This is a genomic window from bacterium, from assembly GCA_021372515.1.
Classification (GTDB): Bacteria; Gemmatimonadota; Glassbacteria; order GWA2-58-10; family GWA2-58-10; genus JAJFUG01.
Window position 1 is genome coordinate 1 of the sequence record JAJFUG010000185.1, and the last position, 24,264, is coordinate 24,264.

Sequence of the window (24,264 nt, forward strand, 5' to 3'; positions counted from 1 at the left end):
ATGTTGAGCATTATCCAGGGAAAAGCCAGGCCGAACGCGCAGAACATCACCACCACCAGCCAGTCCGGGGCCGGATTGGTGCCCAGCCTGTGCCCCAGGACCACCTGCCAGACCAGGGCCGCCATGTTGAACGCCGCCACCAGAATCACGAACGCCACCAGCCAGGTCTGACGGAAATACTGCACTTCGCGGAAGCCTGAGCCTCCTGTCATCGTTTCGGACATAGATATTCCTTGCGGGATTAAATTAGGCCGGTTTACGCCGTTATCGAGCAGCCGCCGTCCACGAAAATGAACTGGCCGACTATCATCCGGCATTCGTTGGAGCAGAGCCAGGCCACCACGCTGGCCACGTCCTCCTCCTCGATCAGGCGTTTCATCGGGGCGCGGCAGACAGTCTGCTCCAGGTGCTCCCTCGCCCCGGGGATGGCCTCGAAGCTGCGGGTGACGCAGGGGCCGGCCATCACACCGTTGACTACGATCCCGCGGCCGGCCAGCTCCACGGCCAGGTAGCGCGTGATTGACTCCAGGGCCGCCTTGGCCGGGCCCACCACCCCGTAGCCGGGCAGCACTTTCTGGCCACCCTCGCTGGTGATACTCACGATCCGGCCCCAGCCCGCGCTCATCATGGGCGCGGCATGCTGGGCCAGGTGCATTAGCGAACGGGCCGAGGCGCTCATGGTCACCTCGAAATGCCGCACCGTGGCGCTCATCAGCTCACCCGGCACGCCGAACGCGGCGTTGGCGATCACGATGTCCAGGCACTGGAATTCCTCGCGTATCGCCTCGAACAGTTTGTGCAGGCTCTCCTCGTCGCCCACATCCCCGCGCAGGGCCACCGCGCGCACGCCCGGCACGCCCAGGGCCATTATCTCATCCACCACTTTCTGCGCGTCGCTCTTGCTGCGGCGGTAGTTGACCACCACGCTCACGCCCTCGCGGGCCAGGCGCAGGGCGATGGCCCTGCCGAAACCGCGTGCCGCCCCGGTGACCAGGGCGGCCTTGCCGTGAAGCTCAGGGTACATTTATCCCATCCCCGCGGTTGGCGGTTGGCAAAGGCTCCATTTCCAGGTTAATTCTGACGTTTATGCGGGGGATTGTCAAGGTGGAGGGCAGTAACCTGGCCCCAAAAAAAGCAGGGGCACGGCATTCCGTGCCCCTGCGCAAGCGACAGGCTGGATTTGACGAGGTTAAATCTCGTCCTCGTCCCCGTTGCCGTTCTCTTCCTCGAAATCGTCGGCGAACTCGGCCTCGGACTCCATCTGGTCATCCTCCTCCGGCGACTGCGGACGGATAATTCCGCCGCGCGGCGGGGCCGAGCCCTCGACCGTGTCAGTGGCCACCAGGTCCTGCTGGTCGCCATTTTCCTCCTCGCCGGGTATGATCCGGGCCACGTCCACCAGCCGGTCGCCCTCGGAGAGGTTGATCAGCCGCACGCCCATGGTGTTGCGGCCGGTGACCTTGATCGAGGCGATCCGCAGGCGGATGATCAGCCCCTGCTGGGTGATCATGATGAGCTCTTCATCGTCCACCACGTCCATGATCGCCACCAGCTCGCCGGTGCGCGGTCCCACGCGGAACGTGATGATGCCCTTGCCGCCGCGGTTGGTCACCCGGTAGTCGGACACGGCCGAGCGCTTGCCCTGGCCCTTTTCGCTCACCACGAGCAGGGTGGACTCTCGCTTGATGACCACCATGCCGATCACCCGGTCGCCCGAGTCCAGGCGGACGCCGTGCACCCCATAGGCGGTGCGGCCCATCGGCCGGACTCTGTCCTCGTGGAAGCGGATCGCCATCCCCTGGCGCGTGGCCAGCACGATATCATTGGTGCCGTCGGTGATCTTGGCCCCGATCACCACATCGTCCTCGGGGATCTGGATCGCCCGGATGCCGGTGCGGCGCGGGTTGCTGAACGCCGAGAGCGGGGTTTTCTTGATCACGCCGCCACGGGTGGCCATGAACACGTACAGCCCGTCCTCGAAGTTGCGCACCGGCAGCATCGCGGCCACCCGGTCGCCCGGCTCGATGTCGATCAGGTTGACAATCGCCTTGCCCTGGGCGGTTCGTCCGGCCTGCGGTATCTCGTAGACCTTGAGCCAGAACAGGGAGCCTTTCTCGGTGATGTAGAGGATATAGTCGTGCGTGGAGGCGATGAACAGGTGCTCCAGGAAATCGGTCTCCCGCGTGGACTGGCCGCTCTTGCCCCGTCCGCCGCGCTCCTGGCGGCGGTAGGTGGTCACCGGCAGGCGCTTGATGTAGCCGAGGTGGCTGACCGTGATCACCATCTCCTCCTCGGCGATCAGGTCCTCCATGTTGAACTCACCCATGTCGTCCAGGATTTCGGTGCGGCGAGGGTCGCCGAATTTCTGCTTCATCTCGGCCAGCTCGTCCTTGATGATCTGCATGCGCAGTTCACGGCTGGCCAGGATGGACTTGAGCCGCTCGATGGTTTGGAGCAGCTCGGTGTACTCCTGCTCGATCTTGTCGCGCTCCAGGGCGGTCAGGCGGGCCAGGCGCAAGTCGAGGATGGCCTGGGCCTGGATCTCGCTCAGCCCGAACTGGGCCATCAGGCGCTCGCGGGCGCTGTTGGTATCGGCGCTGGAGCGGATCACCTGGATCACGGCGTCCAGATTGTCGATCGCGATCTTCAGGCCTTCCAGGATATGGGCGCGCTCCTCGGCTTTTCTGAGCTCGAATTTCGTACGCCGCGTGACCACATCGTGACGGTGGTCGATGAAATGCTGGATTATTTCCTTGAGGTTGAGCACGCACGGCACATTGTCCACCAGGGCGAGGAAAATGACGCCGAAAGTGGTCTGGAGCTGGGTCTTGGCGTAGAAATGGTTGAGCACCACCTCGGCCGAGGCGTCACGCTTGAGCTCCACCACGATCCGCATCCCGTCGCGGTCCGACTCGTCGCGGATGTCGGAGATACCCTCGACCTTCTTTTCCCGCACCAGGTCGGCCATGTCGGTGAGCAGCTTGCTCTTGTTGACCATGAACGGGATTTCGGAAATGATGATCGCTTCCTTGCCGCTGTTCTTGGTCTCGGTGAACGCCCTGGCGCGCAGGCGGATACGTCCCCGGCCGGTCTGGTAAGCCTCGACAATGCCGGAGCGGCCGTAGATGAACCCGCCGGTGGGGAAATCCGGCCCCGGGATGAAACCGAGGAGTTCATCGATCGTGATGTCGGGGTTGTCGATCTGGGCCACGCAGGCATCCACCACCTCGGAGATGTTGTGCGGGGGGATGTTGGTGGCCATGCCCACGGCGATGCCGCTGGAGCCGTTGATCAGCAGGTTGGGCAGCTTGGCCGGCAGCACAACCGGCTCCTGCAGGCGGTCATCGAAATTGGGCTGAAAATCGACCGTCTCCTTGTCGATATCGGTCAGGATCTCGACCGAGGCCTGCTGGAGGCGGCATTCGGTGTAACGGTAGGCCGCGGCCGGGTCGCCGTCGATGGAGCCGAAATTACCCTGGCCGTCCACCAGCGGGTAACGCAGGCTGAAATCCTGCACCATGCGCACCAGGGCATCGTAGACCGAGCTGTCTCCGTGCGGATGGTATTTACCCAGCACATCGCCCACGACGGTGGCGCTTTTCCTGAAAGCGCGGTTGGGCACCAGGCCCAGCTCGTGCATGGCGTAAAGGATGCGCCTGTGCACGGGCTTGAACCCGTCCTTCACATCCGGCAGGGCGCGGCTCATGATCACGGACATCGAGTAGTTGATGAAGGAGTCCTTCATCTCGTCCTCGATGAACCGGGGAAGAATCCTTTCTCTCTGCTGTTCGATCGCCATTTTTAGTCTGCTTCTGCTCTCAGGTTGAACCGGTCTGGTTTGAAAGGTCGGCCCGGTCGGATCGGCTCCGGTCCGGCTGCCTTAAAACGAAGGCTTCCTCCGACACCCCTGCGCTTTCGGGGCGCGGCGGGAGGCCCAAGGAAGCCCTCGGCTGAAAATCCGCGCGCTTGAGGAGGCTCCGAGCGCCCGGCCGCTCAGTTCAGCGGGAATTTAAGGACGTCTCCGGCTTTCTGGATCGTGACACTGCGGATGAGCGCCACTTTGCCGGGGTTGTCGTTCTCGTTGCGCTCCAGGGCCACCAGCTTGTCCACTGTGTCCAGGCCCTCGATCACCTTGGCGAACGCGCTGTACTGGCCGTTCAGGTGGGGTGCGTCCGCCACCATGATGAAGAACTGGCAGGAGGCGCTGTTCGGGTCCTGGCCGCGGGCCATGGAAACAATGCCGCGGGTGTGAGGGATACGGCTGAACTCGGCCTTGAGCATGCGGGGCCCGCGCCCGATCCCGTCGTTAGCCAGATCCTCGTCCTTGCTGTTCGGGTCGCCGCCCTGGATCATGAAACCCGGGATCACCCGGTGGAACGTGGTCCCGTCGTAGAACTTGCTCTTGGCCAGGTCGATGAAATTCGCCACATGGCCCGGAGCGACCTCGGGGAAGAACCGGATCACGATCTTCCCGAAATCGGTGCTGATCACCGCCACCTCATCCTCCGGGGCGAGCGGCTTGATCTGCGGGACGCCGGGTATCTCGGGCTTGGGCTTGGCGGCCTGCTGCTCGGTGGCCTTGTTGTTGGAACAGCCGGTGGCCAGGGCCAGTGCCAGGCCCAGAACGGAGAGGTTTTTCAGCTTGAACATGTCCGTGATCCTTTCCTTGTCCTCGGGATGCAGCCGGCGAGTCCGTGCGGGGCGCTCTGGGTGAGCAACGCGTCCCGCACGAGCCCGGCGGCGGGGGGCACGGCCCACCGTCCGGCGAGCCTAATCAGAGGAAACGCTCGGTGACGTAGACTCGCTTCATGACAACTTTCTTGAGCGGATGACCGTCCGCATCTGCGGGCAGCTCCGAAATTTTCTGCACCACATCCAGCCCGTCCACCACCTGGCCGAACACCGTGTAGCGGCCGTCCAGCTCGGGCTTGCTCCTGAGCAGGATGTAGAACTGGCTGTTGCCCTTGTCCGGCTCGCCGGCCGGATGCGCCAGTCCGACAAAGCCGCGCAGGTTGCGGCCGCCCTGCTCCAGCGGCACACTGAACCCGGGGTCACCGGCGCCGTCGTCCGACTGGTCGTCGTCCCGCGAGTTGATGTCCCCGCCCTGAATCATGTCGTCGGCCGCCACGTAGTGGAACGACAGCCCGTCGTAGAACCCGCGGGTGACATTGTCGCTGAACGTCCTGGCGGTCGTTTTGGCGGCGTTGGACATCAGCACGAGGACGATCTCACCGTATTCGGTCTCGATCACCACCACGTTGCGGTTGTGTTTCTGGGCCTCGAAATCGCGGAGGGCCGCCAGCTGCATTCCGTTGTGCGGCGGCGGCTCCTGGCAGGCGCCCGCTGCGAGCAGAACTGTCAGGGCGCTCAAAATAAGGAACCGGCTCAATTTGGCGGACATCATTCCCACTCGATATGTGTTTGCAGGATCAGGAATCAGCCGGATAACAAAAAGACAATATAACAGCACAGCCGCCGTTTGACAACGGTTTTAACTCGATGCCGCAAAAGAGGTTACCGCTTGGAGGCCTGCTTGCCCGCGCTGCGCTCGAAAAGAAGCAGCGACTTCTCGGGCAGGCTGTACTGCTCCAGGAAGCTGCGGAACTCGGCGTAATCGGCCACGCTCACCCGGCGCGCGGTCACGGTGAGACGGCGGGTGAGGACCAGCCGGCCAGCCTCGACACGGCAAGCGGTGACCGCGTTGCCGAAACGGCTCTGGCTCAGGTCGGTCTGCGGGCTGTAGGCCACCTGCCAGCCCGCGGGCAGCTCGAGCGTGACCTCGGAGCTGAGCACGAACGACCCGCTGGAGACAAAGTCGTACTCACGCTCGCGCAGCTGCGGAAAGTAGGGCAGCCCGGCGAAATCGAACGGGGCGCGCGGAAGGCGCAGGATCAGCATGTCACCCTGGAGCACGCCCAGCTCGGGGGCGTTGAAATCGAGCGAGGCGCTCGCGGGAAGGCAGAGGTCTTTCAGGTCGCTCAGGCGCCAGGATTCGAGGCTCGCGCCCTCGTTGATCGAGTTGGCGGCCTGCTGGAAATTTTTCTCCAGGTCCACCGGGGTGAGGTCCATCAGCGCGGCGCGGGCCTGGGCGTCGAACAGCCCGTCGCACTGCGTCTCGTAGCGGCCGCTCACGTTGCCCTGGCTGTCCAGCTTGAGGCTGGCGGTGGTCAGCGACAGGCTTTTTTCGGGCGGGAACTCGGTGGTGCGGAACAGGGCGCCTCCGCTTGGCATCACCACTACCGCGCGGGCAGCCTGGCCGCTGTTGAAATAGCCGTAGCGGTTGTAGCGCGCCATAGGCACGAGCCACATACCGCTTCGCTTGGCCCCGTCGTACAACGGATTGGAGAACACCGAGTCCTCGACCGTGCGGGTGACATAGACCGCCATCCGCGAGAACTGCGCCGCCGATGGCACCTGATCCGAGGAAACATCGATCTGGTCGGCTCCGGTCAGGGCGGGGAAATTCTCGAACCCGGCCGCGCTGAGAAGCGAGCTGAGAAGGACGGTTTTGTCCAGTTGCTCGCCGTACATGTTTTCGAGCACCTTGGAGGCGGCGTGCGGTTTCCAGCCGGCCAGGCCCAGGCTGAGCGGGATGTTGCGCACGTTTTTCTGCACGAACAGGCTGATCGCGCGGATGCTGTCGGCGGGCGTGGCGCAGCCACGGGTCAGCTCGGCGGCCTTGGCGCGGATCGCCTCATCCGGTGCGGCCGCGGGGTAGAACTGCGCGGCCAGCCAGCGGCCCAGCCTCTCCCAGGATTCCACGTTGGAAAACAACAGGCTGGGGGCATAGGCCAGCACCGGAGGCATGTCGGGGATGCGGGTGATCATTGGAACGTTCGTGGAATGCCAGCGGTAGAGCCGCGTGCCGCCCTCGCGCGTCACCTCGGCCGATGCCAGGCCGTTGTCCGTGCGCACCAGCGGCTCGTGGAACGACTCGGGCAGCACCAGCTCGTAGCTCTTGTCCAGCACCGGCTCCTCGCCGCGGAACACCTCGAGGTCGCCGTAGGGGCGCACCCCGGCCACCATCGTATCCGGGCGGCTGTCCGTACGCACGTGCAGCTCCACCACCACGTCCGGGCCGATCGAGGGGAACGAGATGACTTTCTGCTTGATATCGGCGTAGACCGCCGCTCCGACCAGCTCGGGCGGGGTGATGACGTTGATCGCCTTGTCCTCCACCGGCACGCTGCTGCCGTCCGGCAGCCAGGTGCGGGCGGTGAGGATGCTCAGGCTGTCGGTCTTCTCGTCGTACATGCGTTTCTGGTCGCCGAAACCGCGGCCGCGGTCCTTGAGGACCTTGACCAGAATGTGCTCATCCAGGCTCTGCGATCCGTCCGCCTTGACAGTCAGGCGCTTGTGGTCGTAGAGAATGATCGCCCCGGCCTCGGGGTACTCGGCCGCCCCGGGGGCGGAGCTGACCAGGCGCTGGACCTCCTGGGCGCTCAAATCCGGGGCTGCAACCGCCTGTGCGGCGGGCGCGGCGGCCAGGGCCGCGCTCAGGGCGAGTGCCGCGGCGAGGGCCTGACCCCTGCTGTGGAATGCTTTCATGGTTTCCCTTTTCCGGACTTGCGGTTGGTTGGGACCCGTTTCAGGCCCGACTCAGTTGGAAGCGCCGGAGGCGCCCTTGGCGCTCTTGCCGTCACGCTCCAGAATAATCTCGCCGCGGCCGCTGCGCGAGCTGGTGCGCAGGATCTTTTTCAGCTCCAGGTACTGGGCCGGGTCGAGCTGCTTGGAATCGATCAGGAACTGCTTGCTGTAATCGACCGTGAGGCCGGGGGTGCTCTCGCCGCCTTTGGAACTGTTGTAGTTCATGTCGTAGGACAGAGGCCCGGAACTGAGGTCCACCTCGCTGGGCAGGGATTTCACGTGCCAGCCCGCGGGCAGGACCAGGCTCTCTTTCTGCTCCGAGCCGAGGGTCACTCCCAGGTCGAACGTGTAGTTGCGCTCGGGCAGACCGGCATCGGCCAGGAACTGGCGCAGGATCAGCTCGAAGCTGTTGGTCGCCACCGGGGAGCGCACCAGAAGGTAGTTGCCGGCCTGGACCGCGTACTTGTCGATCTCGTAGCTGAACTTGATCCCGAAAGCGTGGTAGAGGTCCTCAGGGTCGCTGGTGGAAAACCCGGTCAGCACGGCGCCCGGGTGGACCCGGGTGATCACCTGCTGCCAGAAATTGGCGAGCTGGCGTGGCTGATAGCGCTTGCACCAGCCGCGGAATGCGGTGTCGTAGATGCCGCGGGTGTCGACAGTCACCTCGCTGGTCAGCTTGCCGGCGGCATCCACCCGGGTGCGGGCCGAGATGGAGCCGAGGTTGTCACGGGCCGGGGAGTGGGCGCTGGTCTGAAGGTCCACACCCTCGGGGGTGCAGACCAGCATCGAGGCATCCGCCTCGACCGTGAGCAGAAGGTCCACCGTGTTCTCCACGGTCGGGTCGGCGAAATAGAACCCGCCCTTGCCGTCCGGCAGGGCCACGATGGCGTGGTTGAAAGCGATGGTCGGGATCTCGCTGTCGATCTTCTCGCCGGCGCGGGTCAGGACCACGTAGCTCTTGATCCCCACCACGTCCAGCATGGTGGCCATCAGCACGGCCACATCGCGGCAAACCCCGTAGCGGGTGGAGAGGGTCTCGGTGGCTGGCTTGGGCTCGAACCCGGCTTTCTTGCCGGTGCCGAGGCCCATGTAGCGGATTTTCTGGGCCACGAAATGGTAGATCGCCAGTATCTTGGCGTCATCGGTAGTCAGCGTGTCGGTCAGGGCGTGGGTGATCGCGCGCAGGCTGTCGTCCTGGACCCGGAACTTGCCGGTCATGTCGCACCACCAGCGGCTGACCTCGTTCCAGGAGCCGAGGGTGGAGGCCAGCACGCGCGGGGCGAAGCTCAGCAGGCTGGGCATGGCCGGCTCCTCCACGATCCGCTGGACATCCCGGGCGGTCCACTCGTAGCTCACCCGGCCGTCTTTTCCCGCAGTCTTGAACTCCAGCGCGCCATCCTTGACCAGGTGGTGCAGGGGCCGCTCCGCCGGACCGTCCACCCGCACCTGCTTGAACAGGATCGGGTCGCCGCTCTGGAAGACCTCGATCAGGTCGTACTGGCCCTCGATGGGCGGCAGGAAACAGGAATCGAGCACCGAGTACTCGATGGCGTCGCCGACCTCGAGATTGGGGAACGTGACCATCTGCACCCGCGCGTTGGCGTCGTAGATGTTCATCTGGGCCAGCGCGGGGTGGGTGACATCCTTTATCATCTCGGCCGGCACGTCCACCACCCGGCCATCCGCCTTGATCACCCGGGCCATCTCGATCCGCACGGCGTCATACTGGCGGGTGTAGTCGAACCCGGCCTCGCCGTAGTTCTCCTTGCCCGGCTCGGTCAGCACCTTGACCAGCTCATAGCTGCGGTCCAGGTAGGTGCCGTCCGCGTTGTATTTCACATCCCGGCGGCTTTCCAGCACCACGGCGTTGGCATCCGGGTACTTGGCGGCGTCCACCGCGTTCAGGCGGGCCATAATCTCGGCGGCCGCGGTGTCGGCGGCAGCCAGGGGCCGGGCGCTAAGGCCCAGGGCCGGCAGCAACAGCAGCGCGAGCGCCCGGGTCCAGGTCCTTATTTTCATTTTCAGCTCCTTGTTGAGTACTGACTGCGGCCGGGGCCTGAATCAAGCCGGCGCCGGATCGGGAACCTGTTCAACGTTAAGCCGTGGGCGGGTGTTTGTCAATCAAGAGCTTGCGCCCGCGACCGAAAAAAACGGCGAAAAGCCGGGGACAGTTTCGGCTGTCTCGATCAAGCTTGACCGGTCGGGTTTTACTCGCTATGTTGCCGATTTGAATCCGAAGCGGGTCACACGCTCCGGGACTACTTCGGGCATGGCTTCGGCGACGCATTCCGCGATAAGTACGAATATCGCGGATAAGTAATGTGCGCAAAGAATTTACATTGTTATACCCCCGTCGGGCAACTATATTTTTTACGTTTTCACACAACAGACAATACTGTTCGGCATTGAATCCCCGCAGCCACTATGTATTAAGCTACCCCGAGGAGGAGGCACCGTGTCGAGATTGCGTGGCTTTCTGCTGTCACTGGCCGTGTTCGCGGCGTTCGTTTCGAGCGGACGGGCCGAGGAGGTCAAGGTCTACAGCGCACCGCTGACCATCCCCACCTACCAGATCGGCGCTCCCGAGCAGATGCCGGCTTTCGGGAAGATGGTCTACCCCTACGCCATGTTGGACAAGCTGACCGACAACAAGGTGCAGAAACAGTACAACGCCCTCTGGGTGGAGAATGAATATGTCAAGGCCCTGGTGCTGCCCGAGATCGGCGGCCGCCTGCACGGGGCGCAGGACAAGACCAACGGCTACCAGTTCCTGTACGACCAGGTGACCATAAAGCCCGGCCTGGTGGGTATGACCGGGGCCTGGATCTCCGGCGGCGTGGAGTGGAATTTCCCTCACGGCCACCGTCCCTCCGGCTTCCGCAACACGGACTGGACCCTCCAGGAGAACCCGGACGGCTCCAAGACCGCCTGGACCGGCGAGATCGACCTGGTCTACGGGATGCGCTGGGCCGTGGGCACCACCGTGTACCCGGGGCGTAACTGGGTCGAGACCAAGGTGCGCCTGTACAACTGCACCCCCTACGCCCAGTCGTTCCAGTACTGGGCCACCGCCGCGGTGCGAATCACCGAGAACTACCAGGCCGTGATCCCCGGTGAGATCGCCACCGGCCACTACAAGCACGATTTCTACCACTGGCCTATCAACGACGGCGTGAACATCAGCTACTGGAAGAACATCCCGCCGGCCTCCAGCTTCTTCTCCTGGGAATCCAAGTCCGACTATTTCGGCGGCTACTCTCCCGAGTCCAAGGGCGGCATGGTCCATTTCGCCGACCACAACATCGTGCGCGGCAAGAAACTCTGGACCTGGGGCACCGCGCCCAGCGGCCGCATCTGGGAGAAAATCCTGACCGACGGCGACGCGCCCTATTTCGAGCCGCAGGCCGGGGCCTATTCCGACAACCAGCCCGACTACCACTGGATACTGCCCGGCGAGACCAAGGTGTTCACGCACTACTGGTTCCCGGTCCGCGACATCGGGGTCTACGATTACGCCAACCTCGAGGGTGCGCTGAATATCGAGCTGGACAAGGGCAAGGCCAAGTTCGGCTGGTCGCCCACCGGCAAGAACGAGGGCGCAAAAGTGGTCCTGAGCGCCAAGGGCGGCGAAATCTACTCCAAAACCGTGAGCGCCGACCCGGCCAAGCCGTTCATCGACGAGGTCAAGGCGCCCAAGGGCGTGGACCTGTACGACCTGACCATGACCGTGATCTCGGCCAAGGGCGACACCCTGCTCACCTTTGCCCACCCACGGCCGACCAACCCGCCGCTGCCCACACCGGCCCCGCGTGACCCGAAGCCGGCGGATGTGAAGAGCGTGGATGAGCTGTTCACCATCGGCGACCGCACCGAGAAGTTCCGCGAGATCGAGCGGGCGCTGCCCTACTACGAGGAAGCTCTGCGCCGTGACCCGGGCGATGTGCGCACCAACACCGCGCTCGGGCTGATCGAGCTCAAGCAGGGCTCGTTCGAGAAAGCCCTGCCGCTGTTCGAAAAATCGCTGGAGCGGGACGCGGCTTTTTACAAGGCCTGGTACTACAAAGGTATGGCCCAGCTCTGGCTCGGGCAGGAGGCGGACGCCGAGTTCAGCCTCAACCGCGCCAGCTACGATTTCACGTATTATGCCGCCGCCGAGATGGACCTGGCCCAGCTGGCCCTGCGTCAGGGCCGCCCGGAGAAAGCCCTGGAGCACATCGAGCGCTCGGTCCGCGGCAACGGTGACAACGTGGAGGCCATCGATGTAAAGGGCTTGATCCTCAATAAGCTGGGACGCAACCAGGAGGCCCTGGCCCTGGCCGAGAGCGTGCGCAAGACCGATCCGCTCGACCTGCTCTCTCTGGCGGTGAAGGGCCTGGCCCTGCGTGACCTGGGCCGCGGCTCCGAGGCCGGGGATGTGAGGGACGAGGCGCTGAAGATCATGCGCGGCGACGCGCAGAACAACATCGAGCTGGCGCTGCGCCTGGGCCGCTGCGGTATGTACGACCTGGCCTCGATGGTGCTCTCCAACGCCACCGAGAGCGGCGACAACAACGCGATGCTCCTGTACTACGATGCCTGGTACAACCACCTGGCCGGCAACGAGAGCCGCGCCGCCGCCCTGCTGAGCCAGGCCGCGAAAGGCTCCAGCCGCTACGTGTTCCCCAACCGTCTCGAGGCCCTGCCGGTGCTGAACTGGGCCCTGCAGAAGAATGGCTCCGATGCCCTGGCGCTGTATTTCCTGGGCCATGTGCTCTACAATTTCGACCGCCAGGGCGAGGCCGTCGAGGCCTGGAAGAAATCCGCCGCCCTGGACGGCGGCAACGCCGTGGCTTGGCGCAACCTGGGCTTTGCGCTGAACGAGAAGAAAGAGTACGCCGCCGCGGCCGAGGCCTATACCGCCGCCCTCAAGGCCGATCCCTCATCCGGCCAGGCGCTGTACGAGTTCGACGCGGTGAACAAGAAGCTGGGCAAGGACATGGATGCGCGCCTGGCGGTCCTGGAAGCGAACATGAACGCGGTCGAGGCCTGCGATCCGGCCCTGACCCAGCTCATCTCGCTCTACGTGCAGAAAGGCCGCTACGAGGAAGCTCTCAAGTACCTGTCCGACCACCATTTCCATTCGTGGGAGGGCCGCTACGGCATACACCAGTACTGGGTCGAGAGCAACATCATGAAGGGTGACGCCGCTTTCGCCAAGAACGATTTCCAGAGCGCCTTGGCCGCTTACCAGGCCTCGATGCAATACCCCGAGAACCTCGAGGTGGCCGAGCCGTTCCGCGCCAACCATGCCCGCAAGGAGTACAAGATCGGCCTGGCCCTGGAAGCCCTGAGCCAGAAAGGCGAGGCGCGCAAGATGTTCCAGAAGGTGGTCGAGGTCCAAACCCGCCCGGATGACGCACACCAGTACTACCGCGGACTGGCCCTGGCCAAGCTGGGCAGGAAAGCCGAGTCGACCAAAGTGTTCCAGGATTTCCTGGCCGCGGTGCAGAGCAAGCCCGAGACCAACGACCACGTGATCGAGGATGGGATCAATTTCGACCCGGACCGCCGGGCCGAGGCGATCCAGGACTACAAGCTGTCCCTGGCCTACGAGGGCCTGGGCGACAAGGCGCAGTCCGACTCCTACCGGACCAAGGCCCTGTCCGAGGACCCGATCGTGTCCCTGCGCGCTGTCAGCCCGCCGCGCGCTGGCTGGTGAGTTGGCTCGGATAAAATAGCAGGAATGAGAAACGGCGTCCGGAGAGGTTCTCCGGGCGCCGTTTCTGTATTCCATACTCCAGCCGGCTTTTCGTCTTCTCAATCCCCCGGCGGCCGGGTCTTCCATCTCCTGTGCGGCCAGAACCAGTGCTCGGGCCGCTGGCGCACAAAATCCTCCAGGCGGCGGGTGTACCAGGCGGTCAGCTCGCGCACGAACTGCTCCCGGTCGACAGTTTCTGGCCGCGGCGCGCGCTCGAAATGCACCCGCCAGCGCCCGTCCGGCAGCGGCAACATGAGCGTGAACACCACCGGGCAGCCGTAGCGGAACGCGTAGAGCGCGGGGCCCTTGGGCGTGGAGGCGGGCCGTCCCAGAAACGGGACGAACTCGCCCTCGCCGTGGGCGTCCTGGTCGGCCAGGAAACTGACTATCCGTCCCTGGCGCAACGCGCGCGGCACGGCGCGTGGGGCCTGGGTCACCGGGATCAGGCGCATCCCGCTCGCAGTGCGCATCCGGGTGACATAGCGGTGGAACCAGGGGTTTTTCTGCCCCCGCGCGATCACGTCCAGCGGGTAGCCCAGGCGGGCGGTGTAGGCGCCCATCAGTTCCCAGTCGCCGTAGTGGAAAGTCACGTTCACCACGCCGCGGCCCTCGGCCAGGGCCTCCTCCAGCACCGCGCGGCCGTCCATCTCGATCAGCGCGGCCATCCGTTCGGTGGAGAGCGTGGGAGCGAGGAACATCTCCACGAACACCCGCCCCAGGTTTACGTAGCAGCGCCGGCCCAGGCTTTCCAGCTCCGGCGCGCCCAGGTCCGGGAACGAGAGGGCCAGCTCGCGCCGCACTTCCCCGCGCCGCATCCCGATCCGGTCCCAGGCGAACTCGCCCAGCCGTCCGCCGAACGCCAGGGCGGTCCGCTGGGGTGCGGCACGCAAGGCCGCGATTGCGACACGGGCCGCGACATATTCGAGCAGATGGGAGACTTTTTTCCAGGCGCCCGGCACACCACCTCCAGGATTCAAGCTGATAATCAAGCTCAAGCCGGGCTAAATCTTTGCGCGGCTTCGATGTAAGTTTTTGAGACCCAATTCATTGACAAACCGTCGACCAACTATAATATTTAACCCGGAATAAGCGCAAGTGATTGTGTGACCTGCATCCGCAGGCGACGCGCCCCTCAATCGCCCGGACACCCCGATGCTTGAGCCTTTCTACGACCGTCTGCTGGCAAAACTTGACAGCCTGCTGGAACGTTTTTTCCGCCGCCCCGAGGAAACCGAGGCGGTCTCGTTCCAGCGTCATCTGGGCGATCCGCACAAGATTCTGCTCGTGCCGGGCGAGTCGCTGGATGACCTGGCGCTGGCGGCTGTTTTCATCCGGGCCACGGCGGAGCGTTTCCCCAAAGCCGAGGTCTGCGTGCTGACCGCGCCGGACCAGGCCTGCCTGCTGGAGAACCTGGGGCGTGTCCGGGCGATCGGCCGCGAGCACCGGGGGAGCCATTACCTGGAGGGCGATTTCCACAAGACCACGACCCTGCTGCAGAAGGAAAATTTCGACTGGGCAGTGAATCTTTCGTTCGACTCGGCGCGCGGCGAGACAATGATCGTGCAGCACAGCGGGGCGCGGGTGCGCACCGGCATCCCCACGGTGCTCAGCAGCCGCCATTACAACCTTCTGCTCAAGACTCCGCCCTCCGACACGCTGTACCTGGAGCGCATGTCGCACCTTTTCAGGGCCTTGCAGGTCAATGGGCCTTTCGAATCGAGCCGGCCGGTGATCCAGCCCACTGCCGAGGAGCTGGAGAAAGCCGTCCTGTTCATCCGTCACCGGCGGAGGCAGGCTGCGGGCGGCTCATTTATCGTCTGCGTACCGAGCTGGCGGCCGGGCCAGAAATCTCTGGTGCAGAATTTGCAAGCTTTCCTGACGGAGCTGACCCATGCGCACGATCCGATCAACCTGGTGATCGCCTCCAACCTCGTTCCGGAGAACGAGTCGGATAAACTGGAACCGTTCAGTGCCTGCGTCCATCGTTTCAACAACCTCCGGAACATGCTGGCAGCCCTGCAAGCCAGCGACAAAGTGGTCACCAACAACGCCGGAGTCGCCTGTCTGGTCAGCCGTCTGGGCACCGCAGTGGACCTTTTCGGGTTCGACCGGGAGTACCTGGACCGACTGGATAAACCGGACCTGAAAGGCATCCGTCTCCACAACTCGTGGAAAGCGGAGCAGCTCGTTGCGCAGCCCACATCCTGAAACGCTTGCAGGAGCCGGGTTTACCGCGAATGACCGCTTTTACGCGACATCTGTCCGACCTGGGACTCGATTTGCCGGCCACGGCTGAGCTGGAGGACTCCCTGGAGAAAACCTCTCCAGGCCTCGAGCACGCCCTGGCCGCCCAAGCCGAGCCGTCCGACACATTTCCCCCACAAGGCACGCTCCTCCTCGTCCCGACGGATGAAAGCCCGGCCGCCCGCGACGCGCTTGAATCCCTGCTGGCGCAGAGACTGATCGAGGGCGCACCGGCGCTGGTGCTCGACCTGGACATCTCCGCCCCCCACGAACGGCTCCTGGGAGAGGCGGGACGGGAGGGGCTGAGCGACCATTTCCTCTACGGCGTCTCCCGCGACAAATTGCCCGGCGCGAGCCGTGATTTCCCCGGGGTGGGAGTGATCCCGCCCGGGACCTACACCCCCCGCGCGGCTGACATCTACCGCGACCGCAAGTGGCCGGGCCTTCTGGAATGGCTGGGCAACCTCGGACGCGGCCCGCTGATCCTGATCGCCCCGCCGCTGTCCTGTCACCGTGACCTGGCCTGTCTGCCCGCCGTGAGTTCGGTGCTGCTGTTCGCGGGTGATGACCCCGCAGCCGCCCAGAGCCTGCCGGACAACCTGGCGGTGCTGAAAGCCCGTCTGCCCGAGACCACCGGCCTGCGCCTGCTCTGGAGCGGCGAGCCGCAGGAGCCGCCCGAGGCCCCGGCCGCCGTTCCGGAGGTTGTCGAGGCAGCCGCGGCTGAGCCTGTCGCCGAGGCGCCCGACTTGACAGAGGCGGCCCTCCCGGGCGAGGAGAGTTTCGATCTGGGCGACATGGAGCTGTCGCCGGGGGAGCTGTCCGCGGCGGCTGAGGCTGAGACCCCGCTGGAGGAGCTGTCCCTGGAGGAGCTTAACCCGCTGGAGGAGCTTTCCACCGGGGAACCGGAATTGACAGAGGCGGCCCTCCCGGGCGAGGAGAGTTTCGACCTGGGCGACATGGAGCTGTCGCCGGAGGAGCTGTCCGCGGCGGCTGAGGCTGAGACCCCGCTGGAGGAGCTGTCCCTGGAGGAGCTTCCGCCTCTGGAGGATGCCTCTGACGGGCCGCTGGCTGAGACCGGTCCGGTTGAGCCGTCCGTCGGTCGCGGCAAGCCCGCGAAAAAGGCTGCCGCAGGGGCCGGGGAGGATGAGGGTGAGATTTACCTGCCCCGCGAGCTGCTGTTCCTGGATGAGGAGGATGAACGCCGCGGGGCCGGTTCGGAGGGTAAATCCTTCGAGCAGGAGCTGCGCGACCTGAGCCGCGGCGAGCTGCCGGACCTGCCCCCTGAGCCGCGCCTGCCCCGTGCTGCGGAAACGCCCCGGGCGGCGCAAGAGGCGACCACGCAGTTCGAGGATGAACTGGGTGGAGAGGAGATGGAACTGGCGTCCGGGTCCGACCTGACCGCCCAAGAGCAGGAGCGGCAGGAGCCGGACCTGTCCGAGGCGCTGTTCACGGATGCCGGGACTGAGCTGGAGGAGGAGCCGGCCCCAAAGCCGCGCAAGTCCTCGCCAGTGCTCGACCCGGAACAGGCGGAGAAAGCCCTGCAGAAAATCGAGGGCTTCGAGGAGACCCTGAGCGCTCCGGAGGAGACGCTGGAGGACCTGCACCTGGAGGTCGACCCGCTGGACCAGGGTGAACCAGAGGCCGCGGAGCCTGAGCATGAACCTGAGCCTGTGGACCTGGAGGAACTGCCGGTTGGGGAGCTGGAGTCCAGCCCGGCGGACATGGCCCTGCCGGGTGAGGAAGAAGACACCGTATCGCTGGGGGAGGAGGATCTCCAGCCGCTGGATGAAGAGGCCATCGAGGAACTGGAGCCGGTCGAAATGAAGGCCGCGAACCTGCCTGGGGAAGAACCGGCGGAGCTTGACCTGGAGATGGAGCCGGATGCCGGTCTCGAGCCGCCGCAGAAGAACGGTCAAATGGAACAGACCGTGGCGCCGCTGGATGAGGACGATATCGAGGACCTGGAGATGGAGCTGGACAAGGCCAACAAGGCGGCCTCAGCTCCGGCCGGGCTGGTGGAACTGGATGACGACGGCGTGCCGCAGGCCGCGGCCGGGGATGGCATGGCGGATGTGGAGTCGCTGCTGTCGGATGACGACGGCCTGGGCGAGCTGGACACCAGTATCGACCTGGGCGGCACAGGGCTGGCGAATGTCGCGGCTAAACCGGCCAAACCGGTCAAGCCGGTCAGAAGGAAAGGCAAGAAAAAGAAATCCGCGGCCCGGACCCTGGTCTGGACCACTCTTCTTATGATGATGACCGGGGGGCTGTTTGTCCTCTGGAGAGAGGGCACTGTCAGTCAGTTCCTGCGTCAGAGCCCGCTGCTGAGCCAGCTCGCGGGCAAGATCGGGCTGACAATCCCCGGTCTGCAAATCCAGGAGGAGGTCTCCGGAGAGCAGGCCACAGCCGACTCGGCCGCGATGGTTGCGCCGGTCGAGCCCGCGCCGCAACTGCAGAATTACGAGTATTCGATCCAGGTCGGCTCGTACCGATACCTGCCCCAGGCCCTGGAGGCGCGCGACAGGCTGGTTCAGGCCGGCCTGCGGGACGTGTACGTGGCCCCGGTGATCCTGGACAGCCTGGGTAGCTGGAACCGCCTGTACGTGGGCTATTTCTCCAGCTCGGCGCAGGCCGATACGGTGCTGGCGCGGATACTGCCCGAGCTGCGCAAGGTCGCTCCGGCGGACAACGAGCCTGGACTGGCGATCAAGCGCCGCACCCCCTGGGCGATCAGCCTGGGCGATTTCGGCCCGGCCGACTCGCTGGAGGCTTTCCGTTCCCGTCTGTCCGGTTATGACATCCCCTCCTACGCGGTCGAGATTTCGGCCGATTCGAGCGGCAACAAGAAATTCCGCCTTTATGTCGGGGCCTTCGAGGACCAGGACCAGGCGGTGTTCATCCGCTCGCGCCTGTTCGATGTCGGAGTGAAAGGCTCGATCGAGGAACGCGAGGGGCCGGCCGAGGCCGAGCCAGCCAAACCACAGGGACAGGTCTGAAGGACTTTTCCACCGCCACGGACCCGCAGTCATTGAGCCAGAGCCGCCGACTCCCAGCCTACCCGGACCGCAAGCGCTACCGCACCTACAGCGGCTACCTGAAAGAACTTTTCGGCTGCCGCGTGCATAAGATCTCGCTGGATGCCGGTTTCACCTGCCCCAACCGGGACGGCGTCCGGGGCACGGGCGGCTGCATCTTCTGCAACAACGAGGGGTTCAGCTACAACACCGCCCGCGCCGTCACCGACCTCGACTTGCAGCTCGAACAGGGCCGCGACCACATGCGCCGCCGTTTCGGGGCCGCCAGGTTCATCGCCTATTTCCAGGCCTATTCCTCCACCTACGCCCCGCTGGACACTCTGCGCCGCCTTTTCGACCACGCCCTGGCCGGCCCGGATATGGCCGGCCTGGCAGTCAGCACCCGGCCGGACTGCGTGCCGGATGAGGTGCTGGACCTTCTGGCCGGCTACAGCTCGCGTGTCCTGGTCTGGCTGGAGCTGGGCCTGCAGTCGGCCAATGACTCCAGCCTGGCCCGGCTCAACCGCTGCCACACGGTGGCGGATTTCACAGACGCCGCGCAGAGGGCCGCCGGGCGCGGCATTCCGGTGGCCGCCCACGTGATCCTGGGCCTGCCCGGCGAGGGGCGTGACGAAATGCTGGCCACGGCGCGCTACCTGGCCGACCTCAACGTGGCGGGCCTCAAGCTGCACGCCCTGCACGTGCTGCGCGGCACGGCCCTGGCCGCGCTTAACGCCGCCGAACCGGTCCGGCTTCTGGGTCTGGAGGAATACGCCGCCCTGGCCGCGGATTTCCTGGAGCACACCCGGCCGGAAGTGGTGATCCAGCGCCTGGCCGCGGATGCCCCGCGCCGCGAGCTGATCGCCCCGGACTGGTGCCTGCGCAAGCTGGAGACGGTAAATGCCGTGGAAATGGAACTGGAAAGGCGGGACAGCTTTCAGGGGAGCGCGCTCAGCGGGCCAGGCGCTTGAGGCTCATGCAGTGGATTACCGGGCAGGCGGCCACGCAGAGACCGTCGCCCACGCACTTTTTCTTGTCCACCGAGGGCTTGCGCTGGCTGGAGAAATTGATCGCGTGGTAGCCCAGGCCCTCGCAGACCCGGTAGCAGACCCCGCAGCGGGTGCAGAGCTTCTCGTCCACCGAGGCCACCACCGGTACGTTGCGGTCCAGCTCGGCCGGGTCGGCCATGAACGGCAGGCTTTTGCCGCGCAGCTTTTCGAGCGTGGAGATCAACTTCTCTTCCAGATAGTCGCTCAGCCCGCTCTTGATGTGCTCGATCAGGCCGATGCCCTGCTGCAGCACCGCCCCCTGGTAGCAGACCAGCGAGGCGCCCATCAGGATGAACTCCACCGAATCGCGCCAGTCATAGGCCCCACCCAGCACGGCCACGGGGAGGTCGCCGCGGTGACGGCCCCATTCGGCAAGCATGGCCAGGGTGTAGGGCTTGACCGCCGCTCCGCCCATCCGGCTGAACGTGCTGTGGTTGCCCACGTTGGGGAAAGGCACGAAATTGTTCAGGTTGATTCCGGGGATGCCCTGCGGCTCGTAGAAGATCGTGATCCCGTCAATCCCGGCGTCCTTGAGCACGGCGACAATCTCGGCGTGGTTAGTCACCATGCCGGGGAGTTTGGCCACCACGGGCGTGTTCTTGGCCCCCTCGCGCACGTAGCGGGCGGCTTTTTCCAGCAGCTTGACATCCTGGGCCACGGCCGGGAAATCGGCGGCGCTCCAGGAGAAATCGCACTCGATCATGTCCGCGCCGGCCTGGTTCAGCCGCCGCGAGACTTTCAGCCACTCGTCCCGGTTGGTGCCCAGCATGCTGGAAATCAACACCGCGCCGGGGACCCGTGATTTAAGAGTCTGGATCGTCTTTTCCGTGCTGTCCAGCGAAACGGCGCTCTGCGGTTCGTACCAGCCCAGGTCCACCAGGTGCTTGTCCTCGCGGTCCACCCCGCGGTAGATCGGGGCGCGTTTGCGCAGGTTGGTCAGGCTGGGTTTCTCATCCACGGCGCTCAGGGTGGTCCGGCGCAGAACGACACCGCCCCAGCCGGTTTCGAGCTGACGGGCGATCTGCTCGACCTCGCTGGTCGGGGGGACATGGTAGACCACGAACGGGTTGGGGAATTTAACTCCGCCGAAGGTGACGCTCAGGTTCAGGTCCATGCTCCACTCTTTCCGGTAGACTCCCCTCGGGCGGCCGGGGCCGCCGTGGCAGGGCGCCGAATCATTTACCGCTGGTCAGTTTCTTGACTATCCTTCGCGCTGCGGCCTGACCGCAGGCCACCGCCGCATTTATCGTATCCACCCGCTCGACACAGCTTCCCGCCGCGAAAATGAACGGGTCACTGGTCTGCGAGGTCTCGGGGTCGATCTTTACCCGGCCCTCAGCCGTCACCTCCAGCCCGAACAGGTCGACCAGGGTGCGGTCCAGTTCCTGCCCGATGGAATAAATCACCGTATCGGCCGGGAACTCCTTCTCGCTGCCCTCGATGGGCACCGCCACCGGAGCCTTGCCCTCCACCTCTTTCAACTCGGTGTCCTGCAGGATCACTTTCTGGATGAAACCCTGCTCTCCGGTGACTATCTCCTTGAGCACGGTGTTGCAACGCAACTCCGCGCCGCTCAGGAGGAAGAAACGGAAACGGTTCTCGAACACCGGCATGCACTCGCGCGAGCGGCGGTAGATCAGGGTGATCGAGCCGATGCTCAGCTTGGCCAGGCTGGTGGCCACATCCAGCGAGACATTGCCCCCGCCCACGATCAGCACTTTCTCGCCCAGGCGCAGGCGTTTTTCTTTCAGCTTGAGCGATTCGAGTATCTCCGACCCGGTGAACACATCGCCCTTGTCGCTCCCAGGGGCGTCGAGACGCCGCGGCACACCCATGCCGATTGTGAGCAGCAGGGCGTCGAAGCTGCGCTTGAGGCTCACCAGGTTGATGTTCTCGCCCACGTTGATCCCGGTCACCAGGTCCACGTCCAACTGCTGCAGCACGGTGTTGACCTCGTGCTCGATCACTTTCTCGCCGATCAGGTAGCTGGGCACGCCCTTGGTGAACACCCCTCCCGGCAGGCGCGAGGACTCGTACATGATCACCTTGCAGCCGCTCATGGCCAGCTCGGCCGCCGCGGCCAGGCCGGTGGGGCCGCTGCCCACCACGGCCACGCTGCGCCCGATGCTCTCGGGCAGCTCGGGCATATAGGGCGCCTTGGCGTTCAGGTCGTAATCGGCCAGCACACGCTCCAGCTCGGCGATACGGATCGGCCCGCCGAACTTGGCGCGCAGGCAGACTTTTTCGCTCTGTTCGTCATATGGGCAGACACGCGATGTGATTCCGGGGAAGTAATTGCTTTCCTTGACCAGACGGAGGGCGCCGCGGAAGTTGCGCGAGCGCATCCGGGCGATGAACCCGGCGATGTCGGTGCGGGTGGGCGAGGCCTTAATGCAGGGGGCGTCATGGCACAGATAGCAGCGCGCCGCCTCCTCGATCGCTTCCGGATAGGAGAGGGTCCTGGTTTCCTCAGCGAAACCCTTAATCACTTTGGGCATGTTTGGCAAGGTAGTTCCTCGCAGAGGCGGGTCAGGAAATGGTTGATAATTATAAATCAAGCGCCCCGGAAATGCAATAGTTTTATGCATGTGTATTAATAACAACGAGTTGCGTCGTATTTCCAGGGGTCGGCGGCTAACTGCAGTGCAGAACACGGATAAATGTAATCCGGCGGGGGGTTGTTGCACCGACCGGGGGAGGCGGCGGCTTTACGAGATCAGCCCGTCCAGGCGCTCGATCAGCGCCCGCTGCTCGGCGGCCGCCAGCTCCAGCCTGCGCAGCACGGTCAGGCGGAAACAGATGTCCGTATCCGGGCAGTCCTGGCACTTGGTCGCGCTGGGCGCGCTCTGCACCACTCCCAGGGCGTCGGACACGCTCTCGCCGAAAAAGCGCGTAAAACAGGGCAGGCGGCCACGGCGCTCATAGGCTGCGGACTCGGGCGGGAAACGGGATGGACGGCTTTCAGGCATTGGCCGGCTCGGGTTGGGCGTTGCGGATACGCCCCTCGTCGTCGATCTGGTCCAGGCGCACCGAGACCACTTTCGAGATGCCCGGCTCCTGCATGGTCACTCCGTACAGGCAGTCGGCCATCTCCATGGTGCGCTTGTTGTGCGTGATCATGATGAACTGTGTCTGGTCGGAGAAACGCCGGATGATCGAGAGGAAACGGTCGATGTTGGCGTCATCCAGCGGGGCGTCCACCTCGTCCAGGATACAGAACGGCGAGGGCTTGACCGAGTAGATCGCCAGCAGCAGGGCCAGCGCGGTCAGGGCTTTCTCTCCGCCGGACAGCAGGCTCAGGCCCAGCATTTTCTTGCCCCGCGGCCGGGCCTCCACCTCGATCGGGCTTTCCAGCGGGTTGTCCTCCTCGGCCAGATGGACATGCGCCTGGCCGCCCACGAACAGGCTGCTGAAAATGGCCTGGAAGTTCTCCTGCACGCGCAGGAAAGTCTCCATGAACCGCTCCCGCGCGGTGCGGTTGATCTCCTCGATCAGGCCGAGCAGGCTGTTGCGGGCCTGGACCAGGTCGTTCTGCTGGGTGTGAAGGAAATCCAGGCGCTCTTTCTCGCGCTCGTAGTCCTCCAGGGCCAGCACGTTGACCGGGCCGAGCTTGCGGATGCGGTCCTTGAGGTCCTCGGCCAGCTCCGCGCTGAGCGGCGGCTCGCCTTTTTCCAGCTCCTCGGCGTTGGGGTAGAACGGGAAATCCTCGCCCAGGGCCGACAGGTCCAGCTCGTAGCCGTCGCGCGCCTGCTGCACCACCATGGCCCGGCGCGAGGCGATACGCTCCAGTTCCAAGCTCAGGGAGTGACGGGTCTCGGAGGCGGTCTCACGGTGGCGGCGCACCTCGCGCAGGCTCTGCTCCAGGGTTTCCATCTCACGGCGCAGGTCGCTCAGCCCCTCGCTGCGGCTGTCGCGCTCCTCCAGCAGGGCGCCCCGGGCTACGAAAGACTCATCCAGCCCGGCGCGGACCTCGCTCTCGCGCTCATCCAGATGGACCAGGGCGGCGCGGCGCTGCTCCATCTCGCGCTCCAGGCGCTCCACCTCGGCCTTGGCCTCGGCGCGCTCGCTCTCCAGGCGGGCCAGGCCGCGCTCCAGCTCCCCAAGGCGGGCCTTGCGCTCAGCCAGCCGCAACGAGGCCTCCTGCATGATCCGTCCGGCCTCCTGGCCCAAGGCGCTCTGGTTCTCGAACTCGGCGCGGCAGGCCCCGATCTGGCTTTCCAGGGCGCTCAGGCTCTCGCGGGCCTCGGCCGCCCGGGTCGACATCTCATCCCGCTGGGCGGCCAGCTCGGCGGCGCGGGCCTCAGCCTGGGAGGCCTCGCCGGAAGCGGAGTTCACGCGTCCCTGGAGGCTTTCGCACTCCAGGCTCAGGCGGGTCCGCTCGGCGCGCAGGCGGGCCAGGCGTTCCTCCAGGCCAGCCAGACGGCGGCGGCTCTCGGACTCCTGGGCGGCCAGTTCCTCCACCTGGGTCTCGACCGCCTCCAGTTCCTGCTCACCCTCGGTGATCTGTGCCGAAAGGGCCGCGCCCTCGAACTTGATCTCCTCCATGCGGCGGCGTCGCATCAGCAGCGTGCCGCCGGCGGTGGTCTTGGCCGCCGCTCCGGCCGAGACCGCATATTGGTTGAGAGTTTCGCCG

At 65.0% G+C, this 24,264-nt stretch carries 16 protein-coding genes; 4 read left to right on the plus strand and 12 right to left on the minus strand.

The features are described from left to right. The 7 genes from LLH00_17015 to LLH00_17045 form a co-directional block, all read right to left on the minus strand. On the minus strand, positions 1-224 hold a 224-nt coding region (locus tag LLH00_17015), incomplete at its 3' end, for a hypothetical protein (GenBank protein MCE5272981.1). A 32-nt stretch (positions 225-256) separates the two neighbouring features. Then, entirely contained in the window at positions 257-1,024 is a 768-nt protein-coding gene (locus LLH00_17020) for an SDR family oxidoreductase (protein ID MCE5272982.1), read from the minus strand. A 165-nt stretch (positions 1,025-1,189) separates the two neighbouring features. Further along, a complete protein-coding gene (gene gyrA / locus LLH00_17025) occupies positions 1,190-3,799 on the minus strand; it encodes a DNA gyrase subunit A (protein ID MCE5272983.1) in 2,610 nt (869 codons plus the stop codon). 194 nt (positions 3,800-3,993) lie between these two features. After that, on the minus strand, positions 3,994-4,650 hold the full coding sequence (locus LLH00_17030) for a peptidylprolyl isomerase (protein ID MCE5272984.1): 657 nt from the start codon (positions 4,648-4,650) through the stop codon (positions 3,994-3,996). 124 nt (positions 4,651-4,774) lie between these two features. Beyond that, positions 4,775-5,401, minus strand: a complete 627-nt coding sequence (locus LLH00_17035; protein ID MCE5272985.1) for a peptidylprolyl isomerase — start codon at positions 5,399-5,401, stop codon at positions 4,775-4,777. Positions 5,402-5,514: 113 nt separating this feature from the next. Next, positions 5,515-7,548 (minus strand): DUF3857 domain-containing protein, encoded by a 2,034-nt coding sequence (locus LLH00_17040; protein MCE5272986.1) that lies wholly within the window; start codon positions 7,546-7,548, stop codon positions 5,515-5,517. A 51-nt stretch (positions 7,549-7,599) separates the two neighbouring features. Then, complete coding sequence (locus tag LLH00_17045; protein MCE5272987.1) at positions 7,600-9,606, minus strand: DUF3857 and transglutaminase domain-containing protein; 2,007 nt, start codon at positions 9,604-9,606, stop codon at positions 7,600-7,602. A gap of 436 nt (positions 9,607-10,042) precedes the next feature. On the opposite strand from LLH00_17045, the gene LLH00_17050 reads away from it, so the two are divergent. After that, positions 10,043-13,285, plus strand: coding sequence for a DUF5107 domain-containing protein (locus LLH00_17050; protein MCE5272988.1), 3,243 nt, complete (start codon positions 10,043-10,045; stop codon positions 13,283-13,285). Between the two features lie 98 nt (positions 13,286-13,383). Here LLH00_17050 and LLH00_17055 read toward each other — a convergent pair whose 3' ends face one another. Next, positions 13,384-14,283: a lysophospholipid acyltransferase family protein gene (locus LLH00_17055; GenBank protein MCE5272989.1), complete on the minus strand. Its 900-nt coding sequence runs from the start codon at positions 14,281-14,283 to the stop codon at positions 13,384-13,386. Positions 14,284-14,476: 193 nt separating this feature from the next. Here LLH00_17055 and LLH00_17060 point away from each other — a divergent pair, with 193 nt between their 5' ends. The 3 genes from LLH00_17060 (at position 14,477) to LLH00_17070 (ending at position 19,553) form a co-directional block, all read left to right on the plus strand. Further along, positions 14,477-15,532, plus strand: coding sequence for a hypothetical protein (locus tag LLH00_17060; protein MCE5272990.1), 1,056 nt, complete (start codon positions 14,477-14,479; stop codon positions 15,530-15,532). Positions 15,533-17,988: 2,456 nt separating this feature from the next. Further along, positions 17,989-18,564, plus strand: coding sequence for an SPOR domain-containing protein (locus tag LLH00_17065; protein ID MCE5272991.1), 576 nt, complete (start codon positions 17,989-17,991; stop codon positions 18,562-18,564). Between the two features lie 32 nt (positions 18,565-18,596). Further along, entirely contained in the window at positions 18,597-19,553 is a 957-nt protein-coding gene (locus LLH00_17070) for a TIGR01212 family radical SAM protein (GenBank protein MCE5272992.1), read from the plus strand. On the opposite strand, the gene LLH00_17075 is transcribed toward LLH00_17070, so the two are convergent. The 4 genes from LLH00_17075 to LLH00_17090 form a co-directional block, all read right to left on the minus strand. Beyond that, positions 19,534-20,745, minus strand: a complete 1,212-nt coding sequence (locus LLH00_17075) for a 4Fe-4S binding protein (protein ID MCE5272993.1) — start codon at positions 20,743-20,745, stop codon at positions 19,534-19,536. The genes LLH00_17070 and LLH00_17075 overlap by 20 nt on opposite strands. A 61-nt stretch (positions 20,746-20,806) precedes the next feature. Further along, entirely contained in the window at positions 20,807-22,129 is a 1,323-nt protein-coding gene (locus LLH00_17080) for an FAD-dependent oxidoreductase (GenBank protein MCE5272994.1), read from the minus strand. Positions 22,130-22,339: 210 nt separating this feature from the next. Beyond that, positions 22,340-22,600: a hypothetical protein gene (locus LLH00_17085; GenBank protein MCE5272995.1), complete on the minus strand. Its 261-nt coding sequence runs from the start codon at positions 22,598-22,600 to the stop codon at positions 22,340-22,342. Continuing rightward, positions 22,593-24,264 (minus strand): hypothetical protein (locus LLH00_17090; protein MCE5272996.1); only part of this gene is annotated, 1,672 nt, incomplete at its 5' end. The genes LLH00_17090 and LLH00_17085, both read right to left, overlap by 8 nt.

Coding starts and splice junctions, on each gene's coding strand:
- LLH00_17020 (MCE5272982.1), bottom strand. CDS start 1,024: ATGTACCCTGAGCTTCACGGCAAGGCCGCCCTGGTCACCGGGGCGGCA.
- gyrA (MCE5272983.1), bottom strand. CDS start 3,799: ATGGCGATCGAACAGCAGAGAGAAAGGATTCTTCCCCGGTTCATCGAG.
- LLH00_17030 (MCE5272984.1), bottom strand. CDS start 4,650: ATGTTCAAGCTGAAAAACCTCTCCGTTCTGGGCCTGGCACTGGCCCTG.
- LLH00_17035 (MCE5272985.1), bottom strand. CDS start 5,401: ATGTCCGCCAAATTGAGCCGGTTCCTTATTTTGAGCGCCCTGACAGTT.
- LLH00_17040 (MCE5272986.1), bottom strand. CDS start 7,548: ATGAAAGCATTCCACAGCAGGGGTCAGGCCCTCGCCGCGGCACTCGCC.
- LLH00_17045 (MCE5272987.1), bottom strand. CDS start 9,606: ATGAAAATAAGGACCTGGACCCGGGCGCTCGCGCTGCTGTTGCTGCCG.
- LLH00_17060 (MCE5272990.1), top strand. CDS start 14,477: ATGCTTGAGCCTTTCTACGACCGTCTGCTGGCAAAACTTGACAGCCTG.
- LLH00_17065 (MCE5272991.1), top strand. CDS start 17,989: ATGGTTGCGCCGGTCGAGCCCGCGCCGCAACTGCAGAATTACGAGTAT.
- LLH00_17075 (MCE5272993.1), bottom strand. CDS start 20,745: ATGGACCTGAACCTGAGCGTCACCTTCGGCGGAGTTAAATTCCCCAAC.
- LLH00_17080 (MCE5272994.1), bottom strand. CDS start 22,129: ATGCCCAAAGTGATTAAGGGTTTCGCTGAGGAAACCAGGACCCTCTCC.
- LLH00_17085 (MCE5272995.1), bottom strand. CDS start 22,600: ATGCCTGAAAGCCGTCCATCCCGTTTCCCGCCCGAGTCCGCAGCCTAT.